Raw genomic sequence first — 24,921 nt, forward strand, 5'->3', positions numbered from 1 at the left:
GGCATTACCGGTCAAGCGATTCTTCTTTCACTTGTTGCCAGGTATAAGCCTCAGCATAATACCGGGGAATAATGGGCTTGTTCTTGTGTTTTGCCCATACTTTCAAAAAACAAGCGCCATAATAAAATATGAAGGCGCAATAGAAAATGAAAAGCAGCATCAGCACAAAGGAAGTGGACGTGCCGTATACCGTGCTCATATTGGAATAAGACAACAGGAACCGAAGTAGAAATTTTCCCAGCGTAAATAATAAAGCCGTGAAGAAGGCGCCTCCCATGGTTACACGCCAGGTGGTATGTCCATCCGGCAGGTAACGGAACAGGATGGAGAACCAGCAGGTAACAACCGATAACGAGATTACCTGGCTGGTGATGGCCCAGATCACAGAGCCTTCACCGGGAAGCAGATCGGTCAGTTGCTGACGAAGCAAAGCAACTCCGCCTTCCACCATCAGGGTGGCCAAAAAGAAAATGCCTGCAAAAAGGATCACAATGAAAGATGTGCCCCTTTGTTTCAATTGGCGCACCACCTTTTTACCGCTCGCCGGGCGGATGCGCCAGAGCTGGTTCACGGAATCCTTGATCACTTTGAAGAGTGTGGTGCTCACAAATAACAAAAAGATAAAACCGCCGCTGGCGATATACCAGGTGGAAGCAAGTGTGCGCACATTGCGAAGTGTTCTCCTGATCTCTTCTGCCGAGTTGGGGCCGAGCACTCCGCTCAAAGCCTCAACCAGGCTGCGTCCTACAAACCTGCGGTCCATTACCAGGCCAAATACAACAATAAGGATGAGGATGATGGCAGGAAGCGCAAAAGTGGCAAAGAAGGCCGTAGCCGCAGCCATCCGCAAAGGATCGTTCTGCTGGAACTCCCCGAAGGCTTTCTTGAGTAATTGCAGGATGGTAGCCGGTTTTGGCAGCTTTTTCATACTGTTGATTTTTCTTCGCCTGCGGTGGGCCGGAGTACAGTTGAAGATAGTGAAAATTAGCGCGGAATTTTTGATATTTGCTGCATGACGTCAATAACCCGTGTCCTCCTATTAGGCAGCGCCCTGATATTCTTATTATCATGCGGCAGCAGCAAAAAAACAACCACTTTTGTTTCTTCCACGCCGGCTCGCAGTTTACCTGCATTGCCAATGTCTTATATCAATGTTCCTGTAAAAGTATACATGAAACCGTTATTATCGGTAATGGATTCTTCCACAGCCAAAGAATTCACCAACGATAAATGGCCAAACTATACACAAACCGGATGCGATTTCAGGTACAAATACCGTTTCATTCGTTCTCCCTTCTCCTTCAGTGTGATCAACAATCGCGTGATCATCAGTTTCCGCGGCAACTACCAGATCGCAGGAAGCCGCACCATCTGCGCATTCGACAAACAGGTATCGCCCTGGGTCAATGGCAGTTGCGGATTCAACGGAGAACCACTCCGCAGGGTTGACATCGCCATCACTTCCAAACTCGATCTACTCCCCAATCATACCATCAGCACCGTTACAAAACTGGACAAACTCCAGCCGCTTGACAAATGCGAGGTAACGCTGATGAACAACGATATGACAAAAGATGTGCTGGACAGCGTGAAGGCCAGTATCGAAACCTATTGCACCACTTTCGACAAATTCGTACAGGACATCAATACCAATCCCTTTCTCAACAACTGGCGCAAGAGCGGCAGCCGCGTTATGCCCATCAGCAAATACGGTTTCCTCAATCTCAATCTCTCCGCACTCGGCGTGAGCCGTTTCAATGTGGTGAAAGACACGCTCTATTTCTCCATGGGCTTCAGCGGCTTCCCAAAATTCAATTCAGACAGCAATAAACTGGTAACGCATGCTTCCCTTCCACCTGTATCCAATGCAGACCGCAGCGGCTATATCAGCACCTACCTGGATGCAGTATACGAATACAAGTTCTTCAACAAACTGCTCAACGATAGTCTTCGAAACAAACCATTCGATATCGATGGCCGCACTTTCGTGATCAAAGACGTAAGCATCAGCGGAACCAATGAAGGAAAGATAAGGGTAGACATGGCCTTCTCCGGCAACCGTAATGGTGTGCTCAGCCTAACAGGCACCCCTACCCTGGATTCCGCCCGCCAGATCCTCAGCATGCCCGATATCAAAGTAGGGATCGATACGAAAGACCTGATGGTGAACCTGGCGAAAGGACTGATCAAAAAGAAGATCATGAAGGAATTGGCCGGGCAGAGCGTGCTGGACCTGAATGCCCTGATCCAGAAGAACAAAGCCCTCATCGAAGCCCGTCTCAACCAGCAGGTGACGGACTGGATGAGCACTGTAGGGACCCTGCACGATATCAAACTGATCGGGCTGCTGCCACAGGAGAAACATATTCAGGTTCAGGCATATATCCGCGCCAGCCTGACCCTGATCGGACGCCCTCCCGCCAACCTGATAAATATGGATTAGACGGCAGGCAACCTTTTCTGCAGGGATTACGTATCCAACAGTGTATAGGAAAATTCGTAATTTAAGCAGGAGTACCCTGCTCATTGCAAACCAAACCATTGTTGCATACAGATAACCCAAAAGTGGCTACACTGATCAGGGGCTGTTTGGTTAATGACCGTAACAGCCAGAAGGAATTGTATTACCTGCTCCGTGGCTTTGCAATGAAGATCTGCTACCGGTACACCAACGCACAGGAGGAATCTGAAGAGATCGTGAATGAAGGGTTTGTGAAACTTTTCAAGAATATCCATCAATTTGATCAACAAAGGCAGGACGATATGCTGCTGAGCCTGAAAGGCTGGTTCAAGCGGATACTCGTTAACACTTGCATTGATCATTACCGTAAGCATCATGCCTCTGTCAACGGTCATTTGCTTACCTGTGAATCTGAAACAATCCCGGATAAAAGCGAAACAGGAATAGATGTTCTCAGTTACAAGGAGATCATCGAAGCCGTGAGATCACTCTCACCGGCCTATCGTACTGTATTCAACCTGTTTGTAATTGAAGGTATGAGTCATGAAGAGATCAGCAAACAACTGGGAATTTCGGTGGGAGCGTCCAAATCCAATCTCTCCAAAGCGAGGGATAACCTGAGAAGACTTTTACTGAACAAAAATCATTACAATATTTATGTCTCTCCTCAATGACAATGAACTTGACCGCCTGAGCCGGGAAGCCGCTGACCAGTATGATGTGGAGCCCTCCACATCCGGCTGGGAAAAGCTGGAACAAAGGCTGGATGCGGAGCTGCCGCAGCGCCGCCGCAGGCGGGGACTGCTGCTCTGGTGGCTGCTGGCAGGCGTATTGCTGCTGGGCGGCGCATTGTGGGGCATCAAAACATGGAATGAAAGCAAAGGGAAAAATGGAATTGTGAAAGATGATGGCAACCTAACGGAAAAAAATAACCGAAATAACCTTGAAGAAACAAACCGAAGGGCCAAACAAACGCCTCCTTTGCCTGCACTGAGCTCCGGTCAACTGCAGAGGACTGCACAGTCCACACCAATAAAGCTTTCCCGTGGACCCGGCGCCAAAACCCAGGATGCCTTACTACCCAGAAACCCCGATGCAACTCAAATACCAACCAAACCGTCTTCAATTTCGTATATTACATCAAAGCAGGGTTTGCCTGATAGTATTGAAACAGTAACCAGCTCCAACCCGGTTCATACAAGTAGTATCCAAAACGCCCCTGATGTGCCGGGCATAAAGCCAACCCCACAAACCAGCATTACTGATTCAACTCAACAACAACCTGCTACAGACCAACCTGCCCAAACAACAACCAATAAGACAAAGCCCCTGAACCTTTCTTCCAGAAAAGGTTCGTTCTACCTCACGGCCCTTACAGGACTGGATTTCAGCAATGTGAAATTCAGCAGCGCTGGCAGAGCCGGATTCAACGGAGGCCTGCTGATCGGTTATTATTTTACAGACAGGCTGAGTGTGAATACAGGACTGATCTATAACAGCAAGAACTATAAAGCACGCGGAAAAGATTTCACCCCAAAAGGGCCCATGGCATATTATGATATCGATAAGATCAAAGGCGGTTGTTCCATGTTCGATATTCCCCTCAATATCCGTTATGATCTCGGGATCAAAACCCGCTCACGCTATTTCATCAGTGCAGGCATCAGCAGTTACCTGATGAACAAGGAAGATTATGATTATTATTTCTACAATAATGCAGGCTACTACTCGGAACGCAACTGGAAAACGAATGAAAATTCCAGTTACCTCTTCTCAATTCTCAATTTCTCCGCAGGCATAGAAAAACAACTGGGCGGCAGATTACAGTTCCAGCTGGAGCCCTATCTCAAAGTGCCGGTGCAGGGTGTGGGTCATGGAGAGATCCGGCTCAATAGTTTCGGCATCAATCTCGGACTCAAATACCCGTTCGGAAAAACAGGAAAACGATAATTATTTCGCATCGAAGCATTAAGCTGGCTTTTATTGATCGTACACATGCACTATTCCCTAAATTTGAGGCATGAGTACAGAGGTTGATATCGACACCCTAAGGGAACAATTCCTGGAGCTGGCCCGGCAGGACGATGTACTGAAAGTACGTGAACTGCTGAACCACCAGAACATCAGTGATGTGGCGGAACTCATCTATGAACTGCCCGAATATGAAAGCCAGATAGTGGCCAATATGAGTATTCACCGGGCCGCCAGTGTATTCAAGATACTCGACCTCAACTCACAAAAGACCATCATCCGCGAACTCCCCCCCTTCAAGACTGCCGAACTGCTCAATGAGCTACCCGCAGATGACCGCACAGACTTTTTCGAAGAACTGCCCGGCAAAGTGGTGAAGGAACTCGTGAAACTGCTCAATCCGGAAGAAAGGAAAGTGACACTTTCGCTACTCGGTTATCCCGAAGGCAGTGTGGGCCGTCTCATGACACCGGATTATATTTCTGTACAGGTCAACTATACCTGCCAGGAGATCCTCAACCTCATCCGCGAAGAAGGGAAGGACAGTGAAACCATCGATGTGATCTACATCGTGAATGAAAAAGGCGAATTTGTGGATGACGTGCAGATCCGCCAGATCATCCTCGCCAGTCCTGATAAAGAAATAGGCGATATCATCGACTATCGGTACATTACCCTCAATGCAAACGACGACCAGGAAGTGGCCAACCAGATCTTCAAAATGAATAATCGAGTAGCCCTCCCCGTTGTTGACGATAAGAATATCCTCCTGGGAATCGTTACCATCGATGATGTGCTCTGGGTTGCCAACGAAGAATTCAGTGAAGACATCCAGAAGATCGGGGGTACCGAGGCGCTGGACGAGCCTTACCTGGAAATGCCCATCGCACGCCTCTTCAAAAAACGCATCGTGTGGCTGGTAGTGCTCTTTCTCGGAGAGATGCTCACTGCTACTGTGATGAAATATTTCGAGGACGAGATCGCCAAAGCCGTTGTGCTGGCCCTCTTCATACCACTCATCATTTCCAGCGGAGGCAACAGCGGATCACAGGCATCCACCCTCATTATCCAGGCCATGGCCATGGGCGAGCTCACCGTCACCGAATGGTGGCGCGTGCTCAAAAGAGAACTACTTTCAGGTCTCATGCTCGGTACTGTACTCGGCCTCATCGGGTTCTTCCGCGTGGTATTCTGGAATTCCATGTTCCATACCTATGGTGATAATGGCACCGAGATCGGCCTCACCGTTGGCTTCTCCCTGCTGGGCGTGGTGCTCTGGGGCACCATCACCGGTTCCATGCTCCCCCTCCTCCTCAAAAGACTCGGCGCCGACCCCGCCACTTCCTCTGCTCCTTTCGTAGCCACGCTTGTGGATGTGACCGGACTGGTCATATATTTTTCCATGGCCTATATGCTGTTAAGTGGTATTTTGTTGTAGCAAAAACCAACTTATCACTCATGAGAAAACATGCATATGCTTTCCTGCTGTTGTTCATTGCAGCAGCAGCAAAAGCACAATCCCCCATCGGCCCGCTGACAGTAGACAAGATCATGCGCGATCCAAAATGGATCGGCAGCTCGCCTTCTTCACTCAACTGGTCGGCCGACGGCAAAACCCTCCGATTCCTCTGGAACCCGGAGAAGGCCGTCAGTGATTCTGCCTACACCATTACCCCTGCCAATCTCAACCCCCAGAAACAAAGCTGGGAAGCAGGCAGGGACCAACCCGACCCCAACAGTATCCAATACAATTCAAAATATACCGCTTACGTATACACGAATAGTGGCGATATTTATCTCGCTGACCTGAAAACTGGTACTACCAGGCGTATTACCGAAACGATCGATCCGGAATCGTCACCCGTTTTCAGCTTCAACGAAACACGCATCGTATTCAACCGCGGTGGCAATCTTTATTCCTGGGAAATGACCACCGGCGCTATCGCACAGCTCACCAATTTCCAGAAGGGCAGTGCACCCAAAGCTGGCAGTGGCGATGCAGGGAAATCAATACAGGAGAAATGGCTCGAAACGGAATCGCTTGCCAATTCAGCCATCCTGCGGGAAAGAAAAGAGAAAAAGGAACAGAGAGATTCCATGATGAAGACCTACCCTAAAATCAAAACACTGCGCACACTTTATACAGAGGATAAGAATGCAGGTGCTGCACAGATCAGTGCAGACGGACGTTTTATTTCTTATCGTTTATTCAAAGCCAATAATTCCGGCAAAGGCACCATCATTCCCAACTATGTTACCGAAAGCGGCTTCACAGAAGATATCAGGGGCAGATCGAAAGTGGGGACCACACCAGGAGTAAGCGAGTTCTATGTGTTCGACAGCAAGGCTGATACCGTTTTCAAAATCAAAACAGACAGTCTCCTTCCCGGTATCAAAGATATTCCTGCCTTCTACAAGGATTACCCCGCCGTATATGCGCAGAAAAGCAAGGACCCCGCAGCGCGCAGCGTGAGCATACAGGGCGCTTCCTGGAGCCCCAACAGTCAGTATGTGCTGCTGGACCTTCGTTCCAACGACAACAAAGACCGCTGGCTGGCGCTGGTGGAAGGCGCCACCGGAAAGATCACTCCCCTGGACCGTCAGCATGATGAAGCCTGGATCGCAGGTCCGGGCATACAGGGATTCGGCGGCGGCAATACAGGATGGATCGATGCTCATACCATCTGGTTCCAGTCTGAAGCAACAGGTTACTCGCATCTCTACACGCTGGATGTACATACCCAAGAAAAGAAAGCGCTTACAAGCGGTAACTACGAAGTACACAACGCAGACCTGAGCCGCAATAAAAAATATTTCTATATCACCACCAACCAGGTTCATCCCGGTGAACAGCATTTTTATCGGCTGCCCGTTACCGGTGGGAAAGCAGAACAACTCACCAATTTTACCGGTTCCAGCCAGGTAAGCCTTTCTCCCGATGAAAAATGGCTGGCCTTTCTCTACTCTTACAGTAATAAGCCCTGGGAATTGTATCTCCAGGAGAACAAAGCTGGCGCCAAACCTCAACAGGTGACCAACCTGGCAAGGTCTGCAGAATTTTCTTCCTACAACTGGCGTGAGCCGGAACTGATCACATTCCCTGCAAACGATGGCGCTAACGTGTATGCACGCCTGTATCGCCCTGCCAATCCTCATCCATCCAAACCTGCCGTGATCTTTGTACATGGCGCGGGCTACCTGCAGAATGCACACAAATGGTGGAGCAGCTATTTCAGGGAATACATGTTCCACAACCTGCTCGCCGATAACGGCTATACAGTCCTGGATATCGATTATCGGGGAAGCGCCGGTTATGGCCGCGACTGGCGTACGGGCATCTATCGCTACATGGGAGGAAAAGACCTTTCCGATCAGGTGGACGGGGCAAAATATCTCGTGGACAAACTGGGCGTGAATGCAGCCAATATTGGCATCTATGGCGGCTCATACGGAGGGTTCATCACGCTTATGGCATTGTTCACTCAACCCGGTGTATTCAATGCAGGCGCTGCCCTCCGCTCCGTTACTGACTGGGCGCATTACAATCATGGTTATACTTCCAATATCCTCAATGAGCCTGCAACAGACAGCATTGCCTATTATCGCAGCTCTCCCATCAATTTCGCTGCCGGATTAAAAGACAACCTCCTGATGTGCCATGGCATGGTGGATGTGAATGTACATTTCCAGGACATCGTTCGCCTGAGCCAGAAACTGATCGAGCTGGGAAAAGATAAATGGGAACTGGCCGTGTACCCTGTGGAAGACCATGGATTTGTTGAGCCCAGTAGCTGGACCGATGAGTACAAACGCATCTTCCATCTCTTTGAGACCCACCTTAAAAAATAAATTAAGAAAGTTCCCTGGCACAATTTTTCGATAAATTGCGCAATCGATTGACTGAAAAGTTAAAAGAAATTTACTCAGGATGCGGCCAGTCGCTCGCCTCCCGGCGAGTGACTGGTATTCCGTCGCCTCCGGCGACACAGTGTTCGCCAGAGGCGAACAAACAGAAGTCACTCGCCGGGAGGCGAGCGACTGGCCGCACCCTGTTTCTTTTTGGTCATCGTTCATGCACCTATTCACACTAAAAATTCTTTAGCACATGTGCGGCATTGTTGCTTATGTTGGACCAAAAGAAGCTTACCCTGTTATCTTAAAAGGACTGAAGCGTCTCGAGTACCGTGGTTATGACAGTTCAGGAGTGGCCCTCCTCAATACAGGGCTGAAAGTATATAAAAAGAAAGGAAAAGTGGCTGAGCTGGAAGACAGTCTCCTGGGAAAAAATGTACACGCGCATATCGGTATCGGACATACGCGCTGGGCAACCCACGGTGAGCCCTGCGACAGGAACGCGCATCCACACCAGTCAGAAAATGGCAAACTGGCCATGATCCATAACGGGATCATCGAAAACTACAGCCAGCTCAAAAATGAACTGGTAAAGAAAGGATACAATTTTATCAGCGATACAGACACTGAAGTATTGCTGAAATTCATCGAAGACATTCAAAAGAATAATAACTGCAGTCTCGAAGAGGCTGTTCGCATTGCGCTCAAACGCGTGGTGGGCGCCTACGTGATAGTGCTGATAGACCAGGACAACCCCGATACCCTCATCGCCGCCCGTAAGGGCAGTCCGCTGGTGATCGGCATCGGCAAGGGGGAACATTTCCTGGCATCAGACGCTTCTCCCATTATCGAATACACGAAAGAAGTTGTGTATGTGAACGATTATGAACTGGCCATTATACGTCCTGATGAGCTCATCCTTAAAAATCTCGGTAATGAAAAGATCACTCCATACATCACTAAACTTGATATGGAGCTGGCCGCCATCGAGAAAGGCGGTTATGATCATTTCATGCTGAAAGAGATCTTCGAACAGCCCGATACTATTTTCGACTGTCTCCGCGGAAGGCTCGATACATTGAATGCCACCATCACCATGGCCGGCGTTCAGAACAATATCGATCAGATCAAGAACGCTTCCCGTATCATCATCATCGCCTGCGGCACCAGCTGGCATGCGGGATTGCTGGCCGAATACATCTTCGAAGAGCTCTGCCGCATCCCCGTTGAAGTGGAATACGCATCTGAGTTCCGTTATCGCAATCCCATCGTGAAACCCGGCGATGTGATCATTGCCGTATCGCAGAGCGGAGAAACAGCAGACACCCTGGTAGCCATCGAAAAGGCCAAAGAGCAGGGAGCATTGATCTTCGGCGTGGTGAACGTGGTTGGTTCCAGCATTGCACGCATCTCTAACGCCGGCGCCTATACGCATGCCGGGCCCGAGATCGGCGTAGCTTCCACCAAAGCCTTCACGGCACAACTGGTAGTACTCACCCTTATCGCCCTCAAAGTAGCGCACGATAAAGGTTCCATCGAAACAAAACGCTTCGTTCAATTACTGAACGAACTGCATGATATCCCTGAAAAGGTAAAATCGACCCTCAAAACGGCAGATGCTGTGAAAAAGCTTGCCAACAAATACAAAGACGCCAAAGACTTCCTCTACCTGGGCCGTGGATACAATTTCCCCATTGCACTTGAAGGCGCCCTGAAACTGAAGGAGATCTCCTATATCCACGCAGAAGGGTATCCAGCTGCTGAAATGAAGCATGGTCCGATCGCACTCGTGGATGAAACACTGCCCGTTGTTTTTGTGGCAACAAAGGATTCTTACCACGAAAAGATCGTGAGCAATATCCAGGAGATCAAAGCAAGAAAAGGAAAAGTGATTGCCATCGTTACCGAAGGGGATGAAACTATCACCGCCATGGCGGATGATGTGATAGCCGTTCCTGAAGCCGACGAAATTGTTGCACCAATCCTCAGTGTGGTGCCACTCCAACTGCTGGCTTATTATATCGGCATCGCCAAAGACCTGGATGTGGACAAACCACGTAACCTGGCCAAGAGCGTGACCGTGGAATAATATTGATCACCATTAGCTTTCTTGTGTATGAACCAAATCCGGAAAAGCCCCATCAATACGCTGGGTTATAACTTCATTCCCGAAGCTTTTCTCCCAAAAGGAAAGGATGAATATTACCTGCGTAACCAGCAATACAGGAATGGCCTGCATTACAGGCATCTCACCGCATATGAGATCGAAATGCTGGTGCGCAACCGCAATACATCAGACAACTGGAATAATATCATGGTGTCCGATGCCTTCAACCCGGAACTGGTGCAGGACTGCAAGTTCTTCGGACTGGTGCGCATCGGCAAACTGGAACCATACTACCTGGAATTCCATAATCTGCGCAGACCTGTTGGATTGTACAACAGCACCATTATCAGTTGCGATTTCGGGGACAATGTAGTAGTGGACAATGTAAATTATATCTCTCATTATATCACCGGCAACGAAGTGATACTGGTGAATGTGAATGAGATCGATACAACCGATCACTCCAAATTCGGCAACGGTATTCTCATGGAAGGGGAAGAAGAAGCCATCCGCGTATGGATGGAGGTCTGTAATGAGAATGGAGAACGAAAGATCATGCCCTTCGATGGCATGTTGCCCGGCGATGCCTTTCTCTGGACCCGCTTCCGCGATGATGTTGCGCTGCAACAGAAGTTCAAAGATTTCACCCAGCAGCAATTCGATCTGAAAAGAGGTCGTTACGGCACCATCGGAGACCGCACCGTGATCAAGAACTGCCGCATCATCAAGGATGTGAAGATCGGCACTGATGCTTATATCAAAGGAGCCAATAAGATCAAGAACGTTACCATCAATTCTTCTGCTGACGCTAAAACACAGGTAGGCGAAGGATGCGAGCTGGTGAACGGCATCATCGGTTACGGATGCCGCGCCTTCTATGGCGTGAAAGCTGTACGCTTCTTCCTGGCGCCTCACTCACAACTGAAGTACGGAGCCCGGTTGATCAACTCCTATCTCGGTGAGAATTCCACCATCTCCTGTTGTGAAGTACTGAATTCACTCATCTTTCCATCGCACGAACAACACCATAATAACTCTTTCCTCTGTGCAGCATTGCTGCAGGGGCAAAGCAATATGGCCGCCGGCGCTACCATTGGCTCCAATCATAACAGCAGGAGCCCGGACGGTGAGATCACTGCCGGGCGCGGGTTCTGGCCCGGCCTCTGTGTGAGTCTCAAGCACAATTCCAAATTTGCCACTTTCACCATTCTTGCGAAAGGCGATTTCCCTGTTGAGCTCAATATCACTATCCCCTTCTCACTGGTGAGCAATGATGTTACCCACAACAAACTGGTGGTGATGCCTGCTTACTGGTTCCTTCACAATATGTATGCGCTGGAGCGCAATGCGTGGAAATACGGGGACCGCGACAAGCGCATCAATAAAACACAGTCGCTTGAATTCGACTACCTGGCGCCTGATAGTGTAAATGAGATCCTCGATGCCATCATGCTGATGCAGCAGGCTACCGGTAAGGCCTACCTGAAAAGCAGCAAAGGCAATAAGAAATTCACTACTGAACAACAGATCGAAGAAGGCAAACGACTGCTCGAAACAAAGGACCCGCTTGTGAATGACCTGGAAATACTGGTGGAGGGATTCGAGAACAGCAGCAGGCCCGTACAATTGATCAAAGTAATTGCAGCCTATCATATCTTCAAAGACCTGGTCACCTTCTATGCCGTTCAACAGCTCATCGCCAACAGCGGTAAACAATTCAAACAGCTGGATGATCTGATCAACAGCATTCCGGCAAAACCTGAACTGACCAGCTGGATGAATATCGGCGGGCAATTGATCAGGCGCGCAGCCATCGAAAAGCTGGTAGCGCAGATCCATCAGGGAAAAGTAAAAAGCTGGGAACAGGTGCACGCTTTTTACAAAGACCAGGCAGACAAATATCCTGTTGAGAAATTCCAGCATTCAATGGCCGCATTACAGACCGTGCATGGCATCCACCTGAAAAAAGCGAAAACTGAACAAGTACGGCAATTACTGCATCAGGCCCTTGCAGTAAAAACCTGGATGGTGGAAGGCATCTACGAATCACGTGCAAAAGACTACAAAAATCCGTTCCGCAAAATGGTGTATGAGACCAATGCGGAGATGAACAAAGTGCTGGGTAAATTAGAAGACAACTCTTTTATCAAACAGGAAAGGGCATCGCTGGACCAATACAAAAAGACGATAGCTGCGCTCTTAAGAAAATTACAATAAACTCAAGCTGTGCCTACTCGCTCGCCTCTGGCGAGTGAGTTATATTTGGTCGCCTCCGGCGCCCCTTCGCCAGGGGCCAATCAATTCAAAGTCACTCGCCGGATGAGCAACTGGCAGCACTCAAAGAATACATCAGTCACACAGAAACGGCAGTCCTGAGACTGCCGTTTGCATATTCAAAACCTGGGTAACATTTATTGTTTGATGAACCTGAAGCTGCCTGTTTTCTGGCCATTATCCAGGTAACCTGTGATCTGGTAAGCACCTGCAGGGAGTTTGCTGAAGTTCAGCCATATATCCTGGCTGCCGGCGCTCAGTGCGGTCTGTTGCTGATGAACGATCCTTCCATACATATCGGTAACAGCCAGGCGGATACTTGCCCTGGAGGATGCACTGATATTGAGTTTGGCCTGACTGGTTACAAGTGTTGGCATCATGGAATTGATCACCCATCCTTCTGCATTGCTGAAGATGGTTACTATCTTACTCATATTCACCACACCCTGCTGATCGATCATGCGTAACTGGTAGTAAACGGTTTTCTTCGGCAATTGCTCATCCACAAAACTGAAGGAAAGCTGCTGAGCGGCAGCACGAACTGTTCCAATTTGGTGGAAGCTGGTGCCATCCTCTGAACGAAGTATTTCAAACCTGTCAGGGTTGCTACTGGCAGTAATGGTCCAATCCAGCTTCGCGGATGTATTGGTGAGTTTCTTTCCATTGAAAGTAACAAGGTATACAGGTAATGGAGATCCGGGCACAACACCGAATGTAAATGGACTGAAACTGCTGAGTATTTCAGAAGTCGCAGAACCTGTGGAAGAATTGCCGGGAGTGATTTCCGTACCGGTTGTCCCTTTAGCACTTTCCCAGCTACTGCCATTGAAATGAGCTACCACCACTTTATCCGGGCCAAAGGCGCCGGGTACTGCGGCTGCAAGTGAGAGTGTGATTGACGCATTGCTGCCAGACGATCTACTTATATCCCAGTATTCTGCAGTGGATACTTTATAGAGCGGGGTTGAAGTGGCAGTATTACCGTAAGAAGTGGGATAATACCTGGCGGAATATTCAGACGCTGTTGCATCTTCCGGAGTTACCACACAGGGGCGGTAAGCAGTTCCGCCAACAGGGAAGCTGTAAGCAACGTTAGCTGAGGTTTTGCGGACTACTGCCCCACCGGCCACAAATGCGTTGGCGCCTGCGCCGGAAACAGAACCGGCATCCGCATTGCCAACGGTGAGTGCATTGCCATTGGCAGTGATGATACCATTACTGCCGGTCCACTCCAGTTGGCCCGTAGTTAAAGGCTTCAGTAATGCAGCACCATTTACGTTGTTCATTCTGAGTTTAACCTGGTTGGTGCTGTTATCGATGGTGTTGGAAGCGATGTCTACATTTTGAGGAGCGTTGCCATTCAGTTCAACCACAAAGAGATTGGCGCCGGTTACTTCCGATGCACAACCGAAAGTTCCGGCGGATTGAACAAAATTGCCTTTGATTTTTAGCACTGTTGGTTGAGTGGCAGCAGTAATGGCTGATCCACGCAAATCGAAACGGCCACCGGATTGGACAAAATCACCGTCTACCTGAAGCGAAGATGCCTTATCCAGAGAGTTGTTATTATTCCCCAGGGTAACCCATGCGTTGTTGCCTATTTCGAAAGAACCATTTACTAAATATTCAGGCGCAGTTCCCGGCCCAGCAAATGAGAAAGCCAGTACCAGGTTATTATTATTGGTATTAAGTACCTGAAAATTACCTGATATAGTCAGGCCGCGAGGTAATGCCCAACCTATTTCATTAGCCATTCCAGCGCAATCGAAGATCAGGTTTCCTATGGAGAATGTAGTAAGACCATTAATAGCTGCTGCGCCTGTTACCGATCCTGTAATGCGAATGGTGGAGGTAGGCGCCCAGGTAGCACGCGGGGTGTAAAGGCCATCCCTGGCAATCCAGAGTTCTGCATTAGCATTGAAGTAAAGAAAATTGGTACTGTTGGTTGGCGTATTCATCCATCCTTTATTACCAATTATCAACGACCCATTCACATCCATTCTGTAGGTAGGTGAGGCGGATGGTAATGTAAAATAGGGGCCGTTTGAAGGCAAGGACACACTGTTATGCCCTCCAAAATACCAGGTACCATCGATCAGTGTTCTTGAGCCGTTGCTGAGTTCAAAATTGAACGGAACATCTGCAGACACACTATCCTCCAGTCTGCTGCCGGTTTCAATAAGCAAAGCGTAATCAGGACTACCGGTTCCGCTTGCAGTGATGGTTGCGGTACTAGAAGAGTAAATTTTGGCGGTAACACCATTTCTAACAATCAGGGAGAGCAGACTAATGGAAGTTATGTCCACATTCACCACCGGGGCGCCTGTTTCGAAAATGGCAACATAAGTTCCGCCATTGGGCACCGAAACACCGGAAACAGAGCCATCTGACCAGTTGGCAGGATTGCTCCAGTTTCCGTTTACCGGGCCAACCCAATATCTCGTTTGTGCATGACTGGTAGCAATGCAACAGAGGGTGCATGCTAAAGTAAGCATGTAGAGTTTTTTCATACATGAAGTAGTTTAAGAATCAGGAAGCGAAATGCACAGGAGAATGGATTCCAGAGGTTTTTGTGGTAGGAAACAGAATGGTATTATAAGCTAACGCTGTGGTTCAGGGGACCAATATACAATAAAATTAGCATAACCTACAAGGCCGGATTAAAATTGATGGGAGGTAAATATTCATTAATCCCAGGATGGGTAAAACAGCTTCAAATTCAATGCCAGGGCTACAAAAAAGCCCCGGGATGTCCGGGGCCAGTTTCTTGCAAGAAGTTTATGCGGATAGCATTAGTGCTTCGCTGCGGAAGAATCAACTTTAGAAGAATCAACCGGTGTAGCAGTTGAATCAGGAACAGTTGCTACAGTAGTGTCTGGAGCTGGAGCTGCGTTAGCAGTAGAATCAGCTTTAGGTTCTTCTTGTTTACCGCTGTCGTTGCAGGCTACGAGAACACCAGCTACAGCCAAAATTGCGAATAACTTTTTCATGCGAACTTGCTTTTAGAGTTTAATCAGATGGGCGCAAAGGTATAAGCTTTTTGATATTATGCAAGTGATTTGACATATATCATTTAAAACTTTTTTTACTTTTTGCGGAAGAAAAGCCTCACCGGCACACCTTTAAAATTGAAGTTTTGCCTCAGTTGATTCTCCAGGTAGTTCTTGTATGGTTGTTTTATATCATCTGGCAGGTTTGCAAAAAAAGCGAATGAGGGTACATGTGTTGGCAGTTGGGTAACGTATTTGATACGGACCGGGTTGCCGCGTACTACCGGCGGGTGGTAAGATTCGATCGCTTTCAGCATCACCTCGTTCAGTTGGGAAGTTGGGATCTTGCGCTGCTTGTTGGCATACACTTCCAGGGCGGCTTCTATCGCTTTATGGATCCTTTGTTTGTCTTTGGCGGAGATGAAAAGCACCGGCACATCGGTGAAAGGAGCGATCCTTTCTTTCAATTCCTTTTCATAATCCCTGGCTGTGTTGGTTTCCTTGGTCATGAGGTCCCATTTGTTCACCAACAATACGATCCCTTTTCCTTTCTTGGCGGCGAGGCTAAAGATATTAAGGTCCTGCTGGGTAATGCCTTTTTCGGCATCCAACAGTAACAGGCATACGTCAGCTTCATCCATGGCCTTGATAGCGCGGATCACGGAATAGAACTCCAGGTCTTCATGCACTTTGGTTTTACGGCGGATACCTGCGGTATCGATGAGCATGAAATCCTTCTGGAAGAGATTATAACGGGTATGGATAGTGTCGCGGGTAGTGCCTGCGATATCGCTTACGATGGTCCTCTCCTGTCCGATGAGTGCATTCAGCAGGGAGGATTTGCCTACATTGGGTTGTCCGATGATGGCGAACCTGGGAAGCTCATTGATCTCTTCCTGTTCTGCTGCTTCCTTATCAGTAATGAGTTCGGTAACGGCATCGAGGATTTCACCGGTACCGCTTCCCGTCATGGAAGAGATAAAATAAATATTATCGAAACCGAGGCTGTAGAATTCTGTGGCTTCCAGCAGGCGTTCAGGATTGTCCACTTTGTTCACGGCCATGAATACGGGCTTGGAAGTGCGTCGGAGCACATCGGCCATGGCTTCATCCAGGTCTGTGATACCGGTAGCGGCATCGGCCATGAAGATAATGGCGTTGGCTTCTTCCACGGCTATGAGAACCTGCTTTTTGATCTCGCGCTCGAACACGTCATCGCTTTGCGGAACAAAACCTCCGGTGTCTATCACGTTGAAGGTTTTGCCGTTCCATTCGCAAACACCATACTGGCGGTCGCGCGTAACACCGCTCTGGTCATCCACGATGGCCTTGCGCTGCTCCAGCAGACGGTTAAAAAAAGTACTTTTCCCTACATTCGGTCGCCCGACGATTGCTACAGTAAAACCTGCCATGATGTGATCCCTGAGTTTTATTAATAGTATCCGTATTCTTTGAGCATGAATTCATTGTCGCGCCATTTCGGACGCACTTTCACAAACAGCTCTAAGAACACTTTTCTTCCGAGAAAGGCTTCAATATCCTTTCTGGCCTGGGTTCCGAGTTGTTTGATCATCTTTCCGCCTTCGCCCAGCAGTATCACTTTCTGTGTTTCGCGCTGAACAACGATGTCGGCCACTATCTTGGTTAATGTTGTTTTGTCTTTGAATTCGGTGATGAGCACCGTAGTATGATAAGGTATCTCTTCCTTATATAAATAGAAGATCTTTTCGCGGATCATTTCCGCAACAAAGAAACGGGTGGGAAGATCGGTCATTTCCTCTCCGTCGAAGAAAGGATCGCCTTCCGGAAGATATTTCAGAATGGCCTGCGTGAGTTCATTCAGTTGCGCTCCCTTCAATGCAGAGATCCCGATCAATTCTTTACAATATGATTTGGAACCGAAGAATGCATATACTTCTTCCAGCTTTTCCTTGCTTGTTTGGTCGGTTTTGTTGATCACCACGATGCTGGGCACTTTCAGTTTCAACGCCTCGAAGATCTGGCTGGCTTCTTCCAGGTTTTCGTTGGCGTCTACCAGTAAGAGCGCTACATCGGAATCCTCCATGGCGCTTTTGACTGCCATCATCATTTTTTCCTGGAGCTTGTATTTGGGATCGATGATGCCGGGTGTGTCCGATAAGATGATCTGGTAATCATCAGTAGTGATGATACCACGGATACGGTGACGGGTGGTCTGCACCTTGGGTGAAACAATGGCCAGCTTCTCCCCCATGAGGGCATTCATCAGCGTGCTCTTCCCGGCATTGGGCCGGCCAAATATGGTAACAAAACCTGTTTTCATAATCTGATTTGCCTGAGGGCATGGGAAAAGCCATTCCGTTTAGGCGCTGCAAAGGTAAAGAATAAAAGGGAGGGATATTTTATTGTGGATATGATAAGGGAATTTCGTGCTTGTTGCGCTAAACATCACAAAGCACAATAAATATAATCGCTTATACATATCTGTTTTGAGATTCATTTTCCAAAACAAAAAACCAGCCGGTAATCGACTGGTTCTTACTCTGTTGCGAAGGGGAGGATCGAACTCCCGACCTTCGGGTTATGAGCCCGACGAGCTACCGCTGCTCTACTTCGCGATGTATTGGATTGCAAATATAGGACCTTTATACATTCGCACCAAAATGATTTTCATTTTTTTACAAATTGTATATTCACTTCATGAAATTTTTCATCACTTTTCTCTTCATCATGCCATTATTCATCGCTTGCAATAAAGGTGTAACGCAGCAACAGGACCAGTTGTACAGCCGCCATCTCCAGCGCCAGGTGACCCTAACGGTGATCAATACCCCTGTTCCGGATGATCTTTCGGATCTCAACCTGCTTCTTCTCAATGATGGACAGGATATCGACCGCCTCCGCGCAAAAGACATTACAGACAGCCTTTTCAAAGCCAAACGCATCCAGCCACTCGTAATTGTGGCCATTCATGCAGGTGACCGAATGCAGGAATATGGCGTAGCCGGCAAACCGGATTATGAGAAAAGAGGAAACAAGGCAGATCATTACGATGCATTCATCAACAATGAGCTCTACCCCTATATCAAAAAGAAAGCCGGTGTAAGAAAATTCAAATCGGTTGCATTTGCAGGCTGCTCACTGGGAGGCCTAAGCGCACTCGATATCGCTTTTACACATAATGATAAAGTAAAAAAGGTTGGCGTGTTCTCAGGTTCTTTCTGGTGGCGCGACAAAGACATAAAAGACAGCACTTACAACGAGGATAAGAACCGCATCATGATTGCCCGGCTCAAAGCCTCCCGCAAGAAACCGGATCAACAATATTGGTTCTGGGTAGGAGCAAAAGAAGAAAACGCCGACCGCGATAAAGACGGCATCATCGATGCCGTGGATGATACACGGGATATCATTACCCAACTGAAAAGCAAAGGCGTGCCCGGCAACAGTATCGTATACAAAGAAGCGCCCCGGGGGCAACACGACTGGCCCTACTGGAGCGCTGCATTTCCGGATTTCATGATCTGGGCATTCAGCCGCTGACCATTTTATTCCATTATTCGCTTAATTTCTTTTTTTCACGCTGCTGGCGCCACTGGCCTGCATACTCTTTATCACTGCTTCACCTTTATAATGTATATCGCTGGCCCCGGAGGCCTTTGCATTCAACTCCCTGTTCACCGTGATCTGAACATCGGAAGCGCCGTTGGATTCAACATTGCAATAATCCGTTACCAACTCAAAAGCCTTTACATCGCTGGCCCCACTGGCATCGATATTCACTGAACTGGCTTTGCCGCTCAGCCTGGCATCGGAAGCGCCGGAAAGTTTTGCAGTGAAACTTCCAACATCCAGGGTTCCCTTGAAATCACTGGCGCCGCTCATCTCTATCGAAAGGTCCTTCACATTGATAGTATTGGTGGCAATTACATCACTGGCGCCGGAAGCCACGATCCTTCTGAGCTCCTTAAAGCCGATATACGCACGCAGCTTCATCGGACCATTAAAGCTGAATCGACTATTATCGAAAGAAATTTTCAGTACGCCATCCTCCACTTCAGTTTTGATCCGGTCGCGGTACTCTTCTTTCAACGCACTCACAGCGAGTGATTCCGTTTCATCCTGGGACAGGAACAAATCGATACCATTGGTTACACGGATCGAATGGAAAGCTCCAACGGTCCTTGGGGATACATTGGGATCATTGATGATCACTTTCTGCGCCATCAATCCCAATGGGAGCAATGCCAGGAAAAACAATATCCAACTTTTCATATTCTTCAATCTGTTTGCTGCTTATTTACTGTTTCTGACACTTCCGCCGCTGCTGGTATTCACATCGCTGCGGGCTGCACTGCCTTTATATACAAGTTCTCCGCCACTGCTGGCTTTGGCAGTAACTTCCTTATTGATGGTAAGCTTCACACTGGCGCCACTGCTCACTTTCACGGTTGCTTTTTCCGTAACCAGTCCATATCCGCTGAGATCGCTGCCACTACTGCCATCCACAGCAATCCTGCCGGCTGTTCCTGCGATCTTCACTACAGCGCCACTCGAGTTCTCCACATCCAGTGAAGCGGCTTCCACATTACCTTTGAAAGTGCCGCCACTCTGCACATCCAGCTCCAGCTTATCGGACTTGATAGCGCCTTCCACCTGCATCACCGCTCCCGAAGATACTCCCAGTTTTTCTACTGTAGCAATACTCACATAAGCTTTCACCTGTTTTTTCAGGTATTTGAACTTGAACTTCAGTCCGGTATTCTCGAAAAAGATACGCAGCACGCCGTCCTGCACGATCGTTTTCACCCGCTGCCGGGCTTCAGCGGATTCTGCGCTGATGGCTACTGCCTCATTCGCATCCTGCGTAATATACAACTGTATGCCGGTGGCCACATTTACACCTTTGAAGCCTTTAACGTCCCGGACCTCCGCATTGGGATCATTGAAAGTCTTCTGGCCCAATAAAACCACTGTAAAGAGCAGAGCCGCAAGGCTTAATCCTATTCTTTTCATAATAATGTTTTTCAGGTGAAAGGAGTTACACTATTATGGACGTTCCGTGAAACCGGAATGTTACAATTATTTGAAAGTTTGTTCAGATTTTGTTCTGCCCCACCATTGCAGGCGGAAAACTGACAATGAATTCGGCCCCCTTTCCCAGCCCGGTCTGCAGTTCCAACCCGATGCCATGATACTGGACAATACTTTTTACAATGGAAAGCCCCAGTCCATTTCCTTCAAGACCGGTCAGGCTGCTTTTCCTGAACCGGTTGAATACAGCCTCTTTCTCCCCTTCCGGGATACCGATCCCCGTGTCACGTACAGACACACTGTAGCCCTCATCCCGGCTATAACTGTCTGTGATGATGATACTCCCGCCCTCCTTGTTGTAACGGATAGCATTGGTGATGATATTATAGAATAACTGGAAAATCAGATCAGGATTCAACTGTTGCAAACTGATATCATTCCTGAGTGAGACGCTCAGCCCAAGTCCCTTGCTCTCTATTCCGGCTGCCAGCTCTCCCGTGATCTCGCTGATCAGTTCATGCATCCTCACAGAACCAGTTTTGTTGTATTGCTCATTCTCGATCCGGGAGATCATCAGCAGCGCGTTCACGATTTTCTTCAGACGGTTGAGGATCTTCATCATGTCCAGGATCTTCCGTTGTTCTTCTTCATTCTCCGTGCCGAGCATGAAGTTTTCCATTTTCGTTTGTAATACACTGATAGGCGTCATCAGCTCGTGTGAAGCATTGGAGGTGAAAGCCCTTTCTCTTTCAAAATCGTCGGTGATCCTTTGCATCAGCAACATCAGGCTTTGGTCCAGGTATTTGAAATCCGTAGTGGATGTTTGAATTGGTTGCAATGATTTGGTGAAAGGGAATTTTGCATTCACCAGTTTGGTTCGGATGATCTTAGCAAGCGGCCTGATCAGTAACCTGGTAACAGACAGATCAAGCAGCAACGTGAGCAATACCAATGCAGCAAGAACATAAAGCGCCACCCGTTGTAATGGCGCATTGTATTGCCGGATGCTGGCAATGGTTTTACCGATCTCAAGTGTATAGTTGTGTTGATCGTATTCGAAGTTGGCGATGAGGGCGCGATAGGTGAGCGTATCGCCTTCCACTATCCGCTGTGAAGTGAGAATCGTATCCGGCAGGAGCGGCTGTTCATTTCGTTCCAAAGAAATATACTCTTCCTTGAGCATGGTGTAGCTGCCGTACGTGGAGTCTCCTTCGAGATAATAATCGATCCCATTCTTTTCGATCACCCTAAAAACTTTGCGTTCCTGTTGTTTCAGGCGGTTATTGGCATATTCAAAAGCTACCTTATCCACCAGCAAAGGCAATAACCACACAAACAGCAATACAATGGCCAGCTTGGAAATGGTGGTGAACAGCGTGAGTTTGGTCAGCAGCTTCATGTATGGATCAGAGTTTGATCTTATAACCTACTCCACGAATAGTCTGCAACCATTCCACGGGAGCGAAGACAGTCATTTTCTTTCGGATATTCTTTATATGAACATCGATATAATTGCTATCGTAATCATCATCTGTAAAACTTCCCCAGATATGTTCACCCAATTGAAGACGGGTAAGCGGGCGGTTCTTGTGCAGCAGAAGATAACTGAGCAGGTCGAATTCTTTTTTGGACAATCCCACGTCCTGACCATCATAACTGGCCATACGTGTAACCAGGTTGATATTGAAATCGCCCAGTTCAATATTGGTATCCTTCAATCCGGACTTTCGCCTGGAAATTGCCTGCATACGGGATTGCAGCTCCAGCAAGGAAAAAGGTTTGGGAAGATAATCGTCTGCGCCGAGATCGAGTCCTTTGATACGATCCTCCAATTGTCCCCTGGCCGTAAGAATAATATACGATGCATCCGGACAAGCACGTTTTGCTTCTTCCAGCACCAGTAGTCCGTCTTTATCAGGCAGACCGAGATCCAGCAGGATGAAATCATACCCGTTTTGCTCCATCTGATCCCTTGCCTGCCTTGCATTGAAAGCAAGATCGCAGATATAGGATGACCGTTTCAGGAAATCCTCCATTTCAAGGGCCATGGACCTTTCGTCTTCAACTATCAGCACTTTCATAAGCTTAGAACTGGTAATAAAAACTGGCAGTGAAAAATGTATTCAGTTTACCGGCACTGGTTTCCACTTTTTGCCCGAGCAATGAAAAAAGGCAACTCAACTCAAACAAACAATGGGGCCGGTAATAAGCCACGGGTAATTTAAGATTATAAGAGAGAAGATCAAAACTGGAAGAAGATTTTATGGTAGTGGTGGAACCGTTGTCTGGCCTGTTGGGATTGCCTGGCAAAGGCAGGTCAACGGGTAATCTCCCCAGGGCTTTGCCCAGGATGCTGTCGCGCACTTGTTTATCTTCCTGGTAATATTCGTAGAACCTTTGCGTGCCTGCTGTTACATTGATCTCCGGTGTGATCAGGATCATGGAGTTTGAATCGATATTGATGAGCCTGATTTGTTTGCTGACGGAGGGCGTTACAAAGAAGTCGTTTGTTTTCCCGAAAGTAAAATCAAAAGCAGTAGCGGTCGTGATCCATTTTTCCAGGGTGAGTGTAGCGCTGGCTGAATGTGGATTGGCTGCCTGCAAAAAGGGAGAAAGTTTTGGAAATAACGTATAGGTATAACCGATATCAGCTTCGAGGCCTTTGGATATTTTAAAAGCATAACCGGCTCCTGCTGCATAAGCAGAAGCCAGTCTTGAAGAATCGTTCAGCAACCGGTACGCCATACTGTTCACATAAACCCCCGAGCGATGATTGTATGATGCCACCAGGGCGATATATGGCGTTTTTTCAATGGCCTTCTGCCCGTAATAACTAGCGTTGGTGGCATACTGCGCACCGATCGTGAACGTGGACTTTTCCGCGGGGATGCTGTCTTGTACAGCTTCCGGCTCTGTTTGTGCAAGTCCTGCAATGCACGAAAGTACCAGTATTATAATGATCAATAAGTGTTTCATGGTTGTTGCGATTGGTAAGGTCAAAGCTTGATTTTACGGATAACTTTCGGTGTTTTTATCACAGGTACTTTCACCGGTAATTTGGGAGCCTTAACGGCAACCGGCTTTGGTTGCTTTTTTGATTTAGGAACTTCCTTGATTTTCTTAACCACTTCTCCTGCCTTCGATTTTGTTTTAGGCAATTCCTTTACCGGTTGCACAGGCGCTTTGGCTTCACCCTCCTGCTTTGCAGGTTCTTCCTTCTTTTGTGCATCGGCCGGCTTTTGAGCCGGGATAGTGTCAGTGTTAAGAACATGCCAGTTGAATTGCGGCCGGGTCAAAAATGAGGGCAGTGGTTTCACCACACTGCCCCGGCTCTCATGGGTACAGATCATGAGTATCATCAAAACTCCTGTATAGCAAAATTGTTTCATTTTAATGTTTAGGGGTCGCTTCATTATTGAGGAAGTCCAACGCGAGCGCTGCTCTTCACTTTCACTGCCGCTTTTGCAGGTTTGGCCTTTACTGGTTTAACCTTTACCTGCGCTGCTGTTGAGGTAGAGGCGCCAGTGTTCACTTTTACAGTTTTGTTCTGGGCGGTATGTACCGCAGCTTTCACATCGGCGCCTGCACCTGATACAACCTTCACCTGTTGTCCTTTATTGGCTTCAGCAGTTTTTTCAATGGCTTTTACCTCTGCGGAGGTAATGCTGGTTGCTGCGGCAGAAACTTCAGAACCTTTTCCTGCGGCATCTTTCGCTGTTCCTTTTGTTTCTTTAGTGGCCTTTTTCACTTCTTTATTAGCCTGCTTTTCCAGTTTAACAGCTTCCCTTTCTGCACTCGCTTCAGTTTTTGCGGCTGCTTTCGCTTCCATTTTTGCCGCGGTTTTCTGATGGCCGCCCTGCACTGAATTGTTCACTTTCACGGAACCATCCGATTTCACTTTTGCATCCTGTGCCATTACTGTGCCGGAAACCAGCGCCATTGCAATAATAATCAATCCTGTTTTCATACAATTTGTTTTTAGTGTAGCAGATTATTTACTGTACAAACCTATTCCGGCAAGATGAAGGGAAAATGAAAAATGGAATGTGAAACTGATCTTTTGCATGTATCTTTACGCCCTCTTTGGCCAAAGAGACATTTCAGATTCCCCGGGGTGCTGCCCGTGTAACAACAGGCGGCTGAGATAATACCCGTTGAACCTGGTCAGGGTAATGCCTGCGCAGGGAAGGTAGCTCTAGTCTATTTAGCTTCTACTTTTCGCTCCCGCAGCATTTTCTCTCAAATCAATTTTA

General features: G+C 47.9%; 20 protein-coding genes, 1 tRNA gene and 1 riboswitch. Of the genes, 8 read left to right on the forward strand and 13 right to left on the reverse strand.

The window, feature by feature from the left end; translation table 11 throughout:
* Positions 1-4: 4 nt before the first annotated feature.
* Positions 5-928: a YihY/virulence factor BrkB family protein gene (locus D9Y29_RS16625; protein ID WP_127130216.1), complete on the reverse strand. Its 924-nt coding sequence runs from the start codon at positions 926-928 to the stop codon at positions 5-7.
* Between the two features lie 210 nt (positions 929-1,138).
* Here D9Y29_RS16625 and D9Y29_RS16630 point away from each other — a divergent pair, with 210 nt between their 5' ends.
* From D9Y29_RS16630 to D9Y29_RS16660, 7 genes are all read left to right on the forward strand, one after another.
* A complete protein-coding gene (locus D9Y29_RS16630) occupies positions 1,139-2,443 on the forward strand; it encodes a DUF4403 family protein (protein WP_164735439.1) in 1,305 nt (434 codons plus the stop codon).
* 98 nt (positions 2,444-2,541) lie between these two features.
* A complete protein-coding gene (locus D9Y29_RS16635) occupies positions 2,542-3,135 on the forward strand; it encodes an RNA polymerase sigma factor (protein WP_127130220.1) in 594 nt (197 codons plus the stop codon).
* A complete protein-coding gene (locus D9Y29_RS16640) occupies positions 3,119-4,411 on the forward strand; it encodes a porin family protein (RefSeq protein ID WP_127130222.1) in 1,293 nt (430 codons plus the stop codon). The genes D9Y29_RS16635 and D9Y29_RS16640 overlap by 17 nt, the downstream gene beginning before the upstream one ends.
* A gap of 70 nt (positions 4,412-4,481) precedes the next feature.
* Positions 4,482-5,870, forward strand: a complete 1,389-nt coding sequence (mgtE, locus tag D9Y29_RS16645) for a magnesium transporter (RefSeq protein WP_127130224.1) — start codon at positions 4,482-4,484, stop codon at positions 5,868-5,870.
* 20 nt (positions 5,871-5,890) lie between these two features.
* Positions 5,891-8,281 (forward strand): prolyl oligopeptidase family serine peptidase, encoded by a 2,391-nt coding sequence (locus D9Y29_RS16650; RefSeq protein ID WP_127130226.1) that lies wholly within the window; start codon positions 5,891-5,893, stop codon positions 8,279-8,281.
* Between the two features lie 256 nt (positions 8,282-8,537).
* Complete coding sequence (glmS, locus tag D9Y29_RS16655; protein WP_127130228.1) at positions 8,538-10,373, forward strand: glutamine--fructose-6-phosphate transaminase (isomerizing); 1,836 nt, start codon at positions 8,538-8,540, stop codon at positions 10,371-10,373.
* 27 nt (positions 10,374-10,400) lie between these two features.
* Complete coding sequence (locus D9Y29_RS16660) at positions 10,401-12,608, forward strand: DUF4954 family protein (protein ID WP_127130230.1); 2,208 nt, start codon at positions 10,401-10,403, stop codon at positions 12,606-12,608.
* Between the two features lie 194 nt (positions 12,609-12,802).
* On the opposite strand, the gene D9Y29_RS16665 is transcribed toward D9Y29_RS16660, so the two are convergent.
* The 5 genes from D9Y29_RS16665 to D9Y29_RS16685 form a co-directional block, all read right to left on the reverse strand.
* Complete coding sequence (locus tag D9Y29_RS16665; protein ID WP_127130232.1) at positions 12,803-15,175, reverse strand: fibronectin type III domain-containing protein; 2,373 nt, start codon at positions 15,173-15,175, stop codon at positions 12,803-12,805.
* A 282-nt stretch (positions 15,176-15,457) separates the two neighbouring features.
* Positions 15,458-15,655 carry a hypothetical protein gene (locus tag D9Y29_RS16670; RefSeq protein ID WP_127130234.1) on the reverse strand — a complete coding sequence of 66 codons (198 nt, stop codon included), beginning with the start codon at positions 15,653-15,655 and terminating at the stop codon, positions 15,458-15,460.
* A gap of 95 nt (positions 15,656-15,750) precedes the next feature.
* Positions 15,751-17,067 (reverse strand): ribosome biogenesis GTPase Der, encoded by a 1,317-nt coding sequence (gene der / locus D9Y29_RS16675; RefSeq protein WP_127130236.1) that lies wholly within the window; start codon positions 17,065-17,067, stop codon positions 15,751-15,753.
* Between the two features lie 20 nt (positions 17,068-17,087).
* Positions 17,088-17,957, reverse strand: a complete 870-nt coding sequence (era, locus tag D9Y29_RS16680) for a GTPase Era (protein ID WP_127130238.1) — start codon at positions 17,955-17,957, stop codon at positions 17,088-17,090.
* A 223-nt stretch (positions 17,958-18,180) separates the two neighbouring features.
* Positions 18,181-18,252, reverse strand: a tRNA-Met gene (locus D9Y29_RS16685).
* Between the two features lie 82 nt (positions 18,253-18,334).
* Here D9Y29_RS16685 and D9Y29_RS16690 point away from each other — a divergent pair.
* The gene (locus D9Y29_RS16690) at positions 18,335-19,177 is read left to right on the forward strand and encodes an alpha/beta hydrolase (protein WP_127130240.1); all 843 of its coding nucleotides are present in this window, start codon (positions 18,335-18,337) and stop codon (positions 19,175-19,177) included.
* 21 nt (positions 19,178-19,198) lie between these two features.
* On the opposite strand, the gene D9Y29_RS16695 is transcribed toward D9Y29_RS16690, so the two are convergent.
* The 7 genes from D9Y29_RS16695 to D9Y29_RS16725 form a co-directional block, all read right to left on the reverse strand.
* Positions 19,199-19,909, reverse strand: coding sequence for a head GIN domain-containing protein (locus D9Y29_RS16695; RefSeq protein WP_127130242.1), 711 nt, complete (start codon positions 19,907-19,909; stop codon positions 19,199-19,201).
* Positions 19,910-19,930: 21 nt separating this feature from the next.
* Positions 19,931-20,650 carry a head GIN domain-containing protein gene (locus D9Y29_RS16700; protein ID WP_127130244.1) on the reverse strand — a complete coding sequence of 240 codons (720 nt, stop codon included), beginning with the start codon at positions 20,648-20,650 and terminating at the stop codon, positions 19,931-19,933.
* An 82-nt stretch (positions 20,651-20,732) separates the two neighbouring features.
* The gene (locus D9Y29_RS16705) at positions 20,733-22,067 is read right to left on the reverse strand and encodes a sensor histidine kinase (RefSeq protein WP_127130246.1); all 1,335 of its coding nucleotides are present in this window, start codon (positions 22,065-22,067) and stop codon (positions 20,733-20,735) included.
* 7 nt (positions 22,068-22,074) lie between these two features.
* A complete protein-coding gene (locus tag D9Y29_RS16710; protein ID WP_127130248.1) occupies positions 22,075-22,749 on the reverse strand; it encodes a response regulator transcription factor in 675 nt (224 codons plus the stop codon).
* A 4-nt stretch (positions 22,750-22,753) separates the two neighbouring features.
* Positions 22,754-23,644 carry a hypothetical protein gene (locus D9Y29_RS16715; protein WP_127130250.1) on the reverse strand — a complete coding sequence of 297 codons (891 nt, stop codon included), beginning with the start codon at positions 23,642-23,644 and terminating at the stop codon, positions 22,754-22,756.
* A 20-nt stretch (positions 23,645-23,664) separates the two neighbouring features.
* Positions 23,665-24,057 carry a hypothetical protein gene (locus tag D9Y29_RS16720; protein ID WP_127130252.1) on the reverse strand — a complete coding sequence of 131 codons (393 nt, stop codon included), beginning with the start codon at positions 24,055-24,057 and terminating at the stop codon, positions 23,665-23,667.
* Positions 24,058-24,080: 23 nt separating this feature from the next.
* The gene (locus D9Y29_RS16725; protein WP_127130254.1) at positions 24,081-24,635 is read right to left on the reverse strand and encodes a hypothetical protein; all 555 of its coding nucleotides are present in this window, start codon (positions 24,633-24,635) and stop codon (positions 24,081-24,083) included.
* A 133-nt stretch (positions 24,636-24,768) separates the two neighbouring features.
* A riboswitch (TPP riboswitch) is annotated at positions 24,769-24,873 on the forward strand.
* Positions 24,874-24,921: the final 48 nt, after the last annotated feature.

Origin of the sequence: Pseudoflavitalea rhizosphaerae (assembly GCF_003991355.1) — a bacterium.
In the GTDB taxonomy this organism is placed as follows: Bacteria; Bacteroidota; Bacteroidia; order Chitinophagales; family Chitinophagaceae; genus Pseudobacter; species Pseudobacter rhizosphaerae.

Excerpts from the sequence above, each read along its gene's own strand:
- D9Y29_RS16625 (WP_127130216.1), bottom strand. The coding sequence starts at position 928 with ATGAAAAAGCTGCCAAAACCGGCTACCATCCTGCAATTACTCAAGAAA.
- D9Y29_RS16630 (WP_164735439.1), top strand. The coding sequence starts at position 1,139 with ATGTCTTATATCAATGTTCCTGTAAAAGTATACATGAAACCGTTATTA.
- D9Y29_RS16640 (WP_127130222.1), top strand. The coding sequence starts at position 3,119 with ATGTCTCTCCTCAATGACAATGAACTTGACCGCCTGAGCCGGGAAGCC.
- mgtE (WP_127130224.1), top strand. The coding sequence starts at position 4,482 with ATGAGTACAGAGGTTGATATCGACACCCTAAGGGAACAATTCCTGGAG.
- D9Y29_RS16650 (WP_127130226.1), top strand. The coding sequence starts at position 5,891 with ATGAGAAAACATGCATATGCTTTCCTGCTGTTGTTCATTGCAGCAGCA.
- glmS (WP_127130228.1), top strand. The coding sequence starts at position 8,538 with ATGTGCGGCATTGTTGCTTATGTTGGACCAAAAGAAGCTTACCCTGTT.
- D9Y29_RS16660 (WP_127130230.1), top strand. The coding sequence starts at position 10,401 with ATGAACCAAATCCGGAAAAGCCCCATCAATACGCTGGGTTATAACTTC.
- D9Y29_RS16665 (WP_127130232.1), bottom strand. The coding sequence starts at position 15,175 with ATGAAAAAACTCTACATGCTTACTTTAGCATGCACCCTCTGTTGCATT.
- D9Y29_RS16670 (WP_127130234.1), bottom strand. The coding sequence starts at position 15,655 with ATGAAAAAGTTATTCGCAATTTTGGCTGTAGCTGGTGTTCTCGTAGCC.
- der (WP_127130236.1), bottom strand. The coding sequence starts at position 17,067 with ATGGCAGGTTTTACTGTAGCAATCGTCGGGCGACCGAATGTAGGGAAA.
- era (WP_127130238.1), bottom strand. The coding sequence starts at position 17,957 with ATGAAAACAGGTTTTGTTACCATATTTGGCCGGCCCAATGCCGGGAAG.
- D9Y29_RS16690 (WP_127130240.1), top strand. The coding sequence starts at position 18,335 with ATGAAATTTTTCATCACTTTTCTCTTCATCATGCCATTATTCATCGCT.
- D9Y29_RS16695 (WP_127130242.1), bottom strand. The coding sequence starts at position 19,909 with ATGAAAAGTTGGATATTGTTTTTCCTGGCATTGCTCCCATTGGGATTG.
- D9Y29_RS16700 (WP_127130244.1), bottom strand. The coding sequence starts at position 20,650 with ATGAAAAGAATAGGATTAAGCCTTGCGGCTCTGCTCTTTACAGTGGTT.
- D9Y29_RS16705 (WP_127130246.1), bottom strand. The coding sequence starts at position 22,067 with ATGAAGCTGCTGACCAAACTCACGCTGTTCACCACCATTTCCAAGCTG.
- D9Y29_RS16710 (WP_127130248.1), bottom strand. The coding sequence starts at position 22,749 with ATGAAAGTGCTGATAGTTGAAGACGAAAGGTCCATGGCCCTTGAAATG.
- D9Y29_RS16715 (WP_127130250.1), bottom strand. The coding sequence starts at position 23,644 with ATGAAACACTTATTGATCATTATAATACTGGTACTTTCGTGCATTGCA.
- D9Y29_RS16720 (WP_127130252.1), bottom strand. The coding sequence starts at position 24,057 with ATGAAACAATTTTGCTATACAGGAGTTTTGATGATACTCATGATCTGT.
- D9Y29_RS16725 (WP_127130254.1), bottom strand. The coding sequence starts at position 24,635 with ATGAAAACAGGATTGATTATTATTGCAATGGCGCTGGTTTCCGGCACA.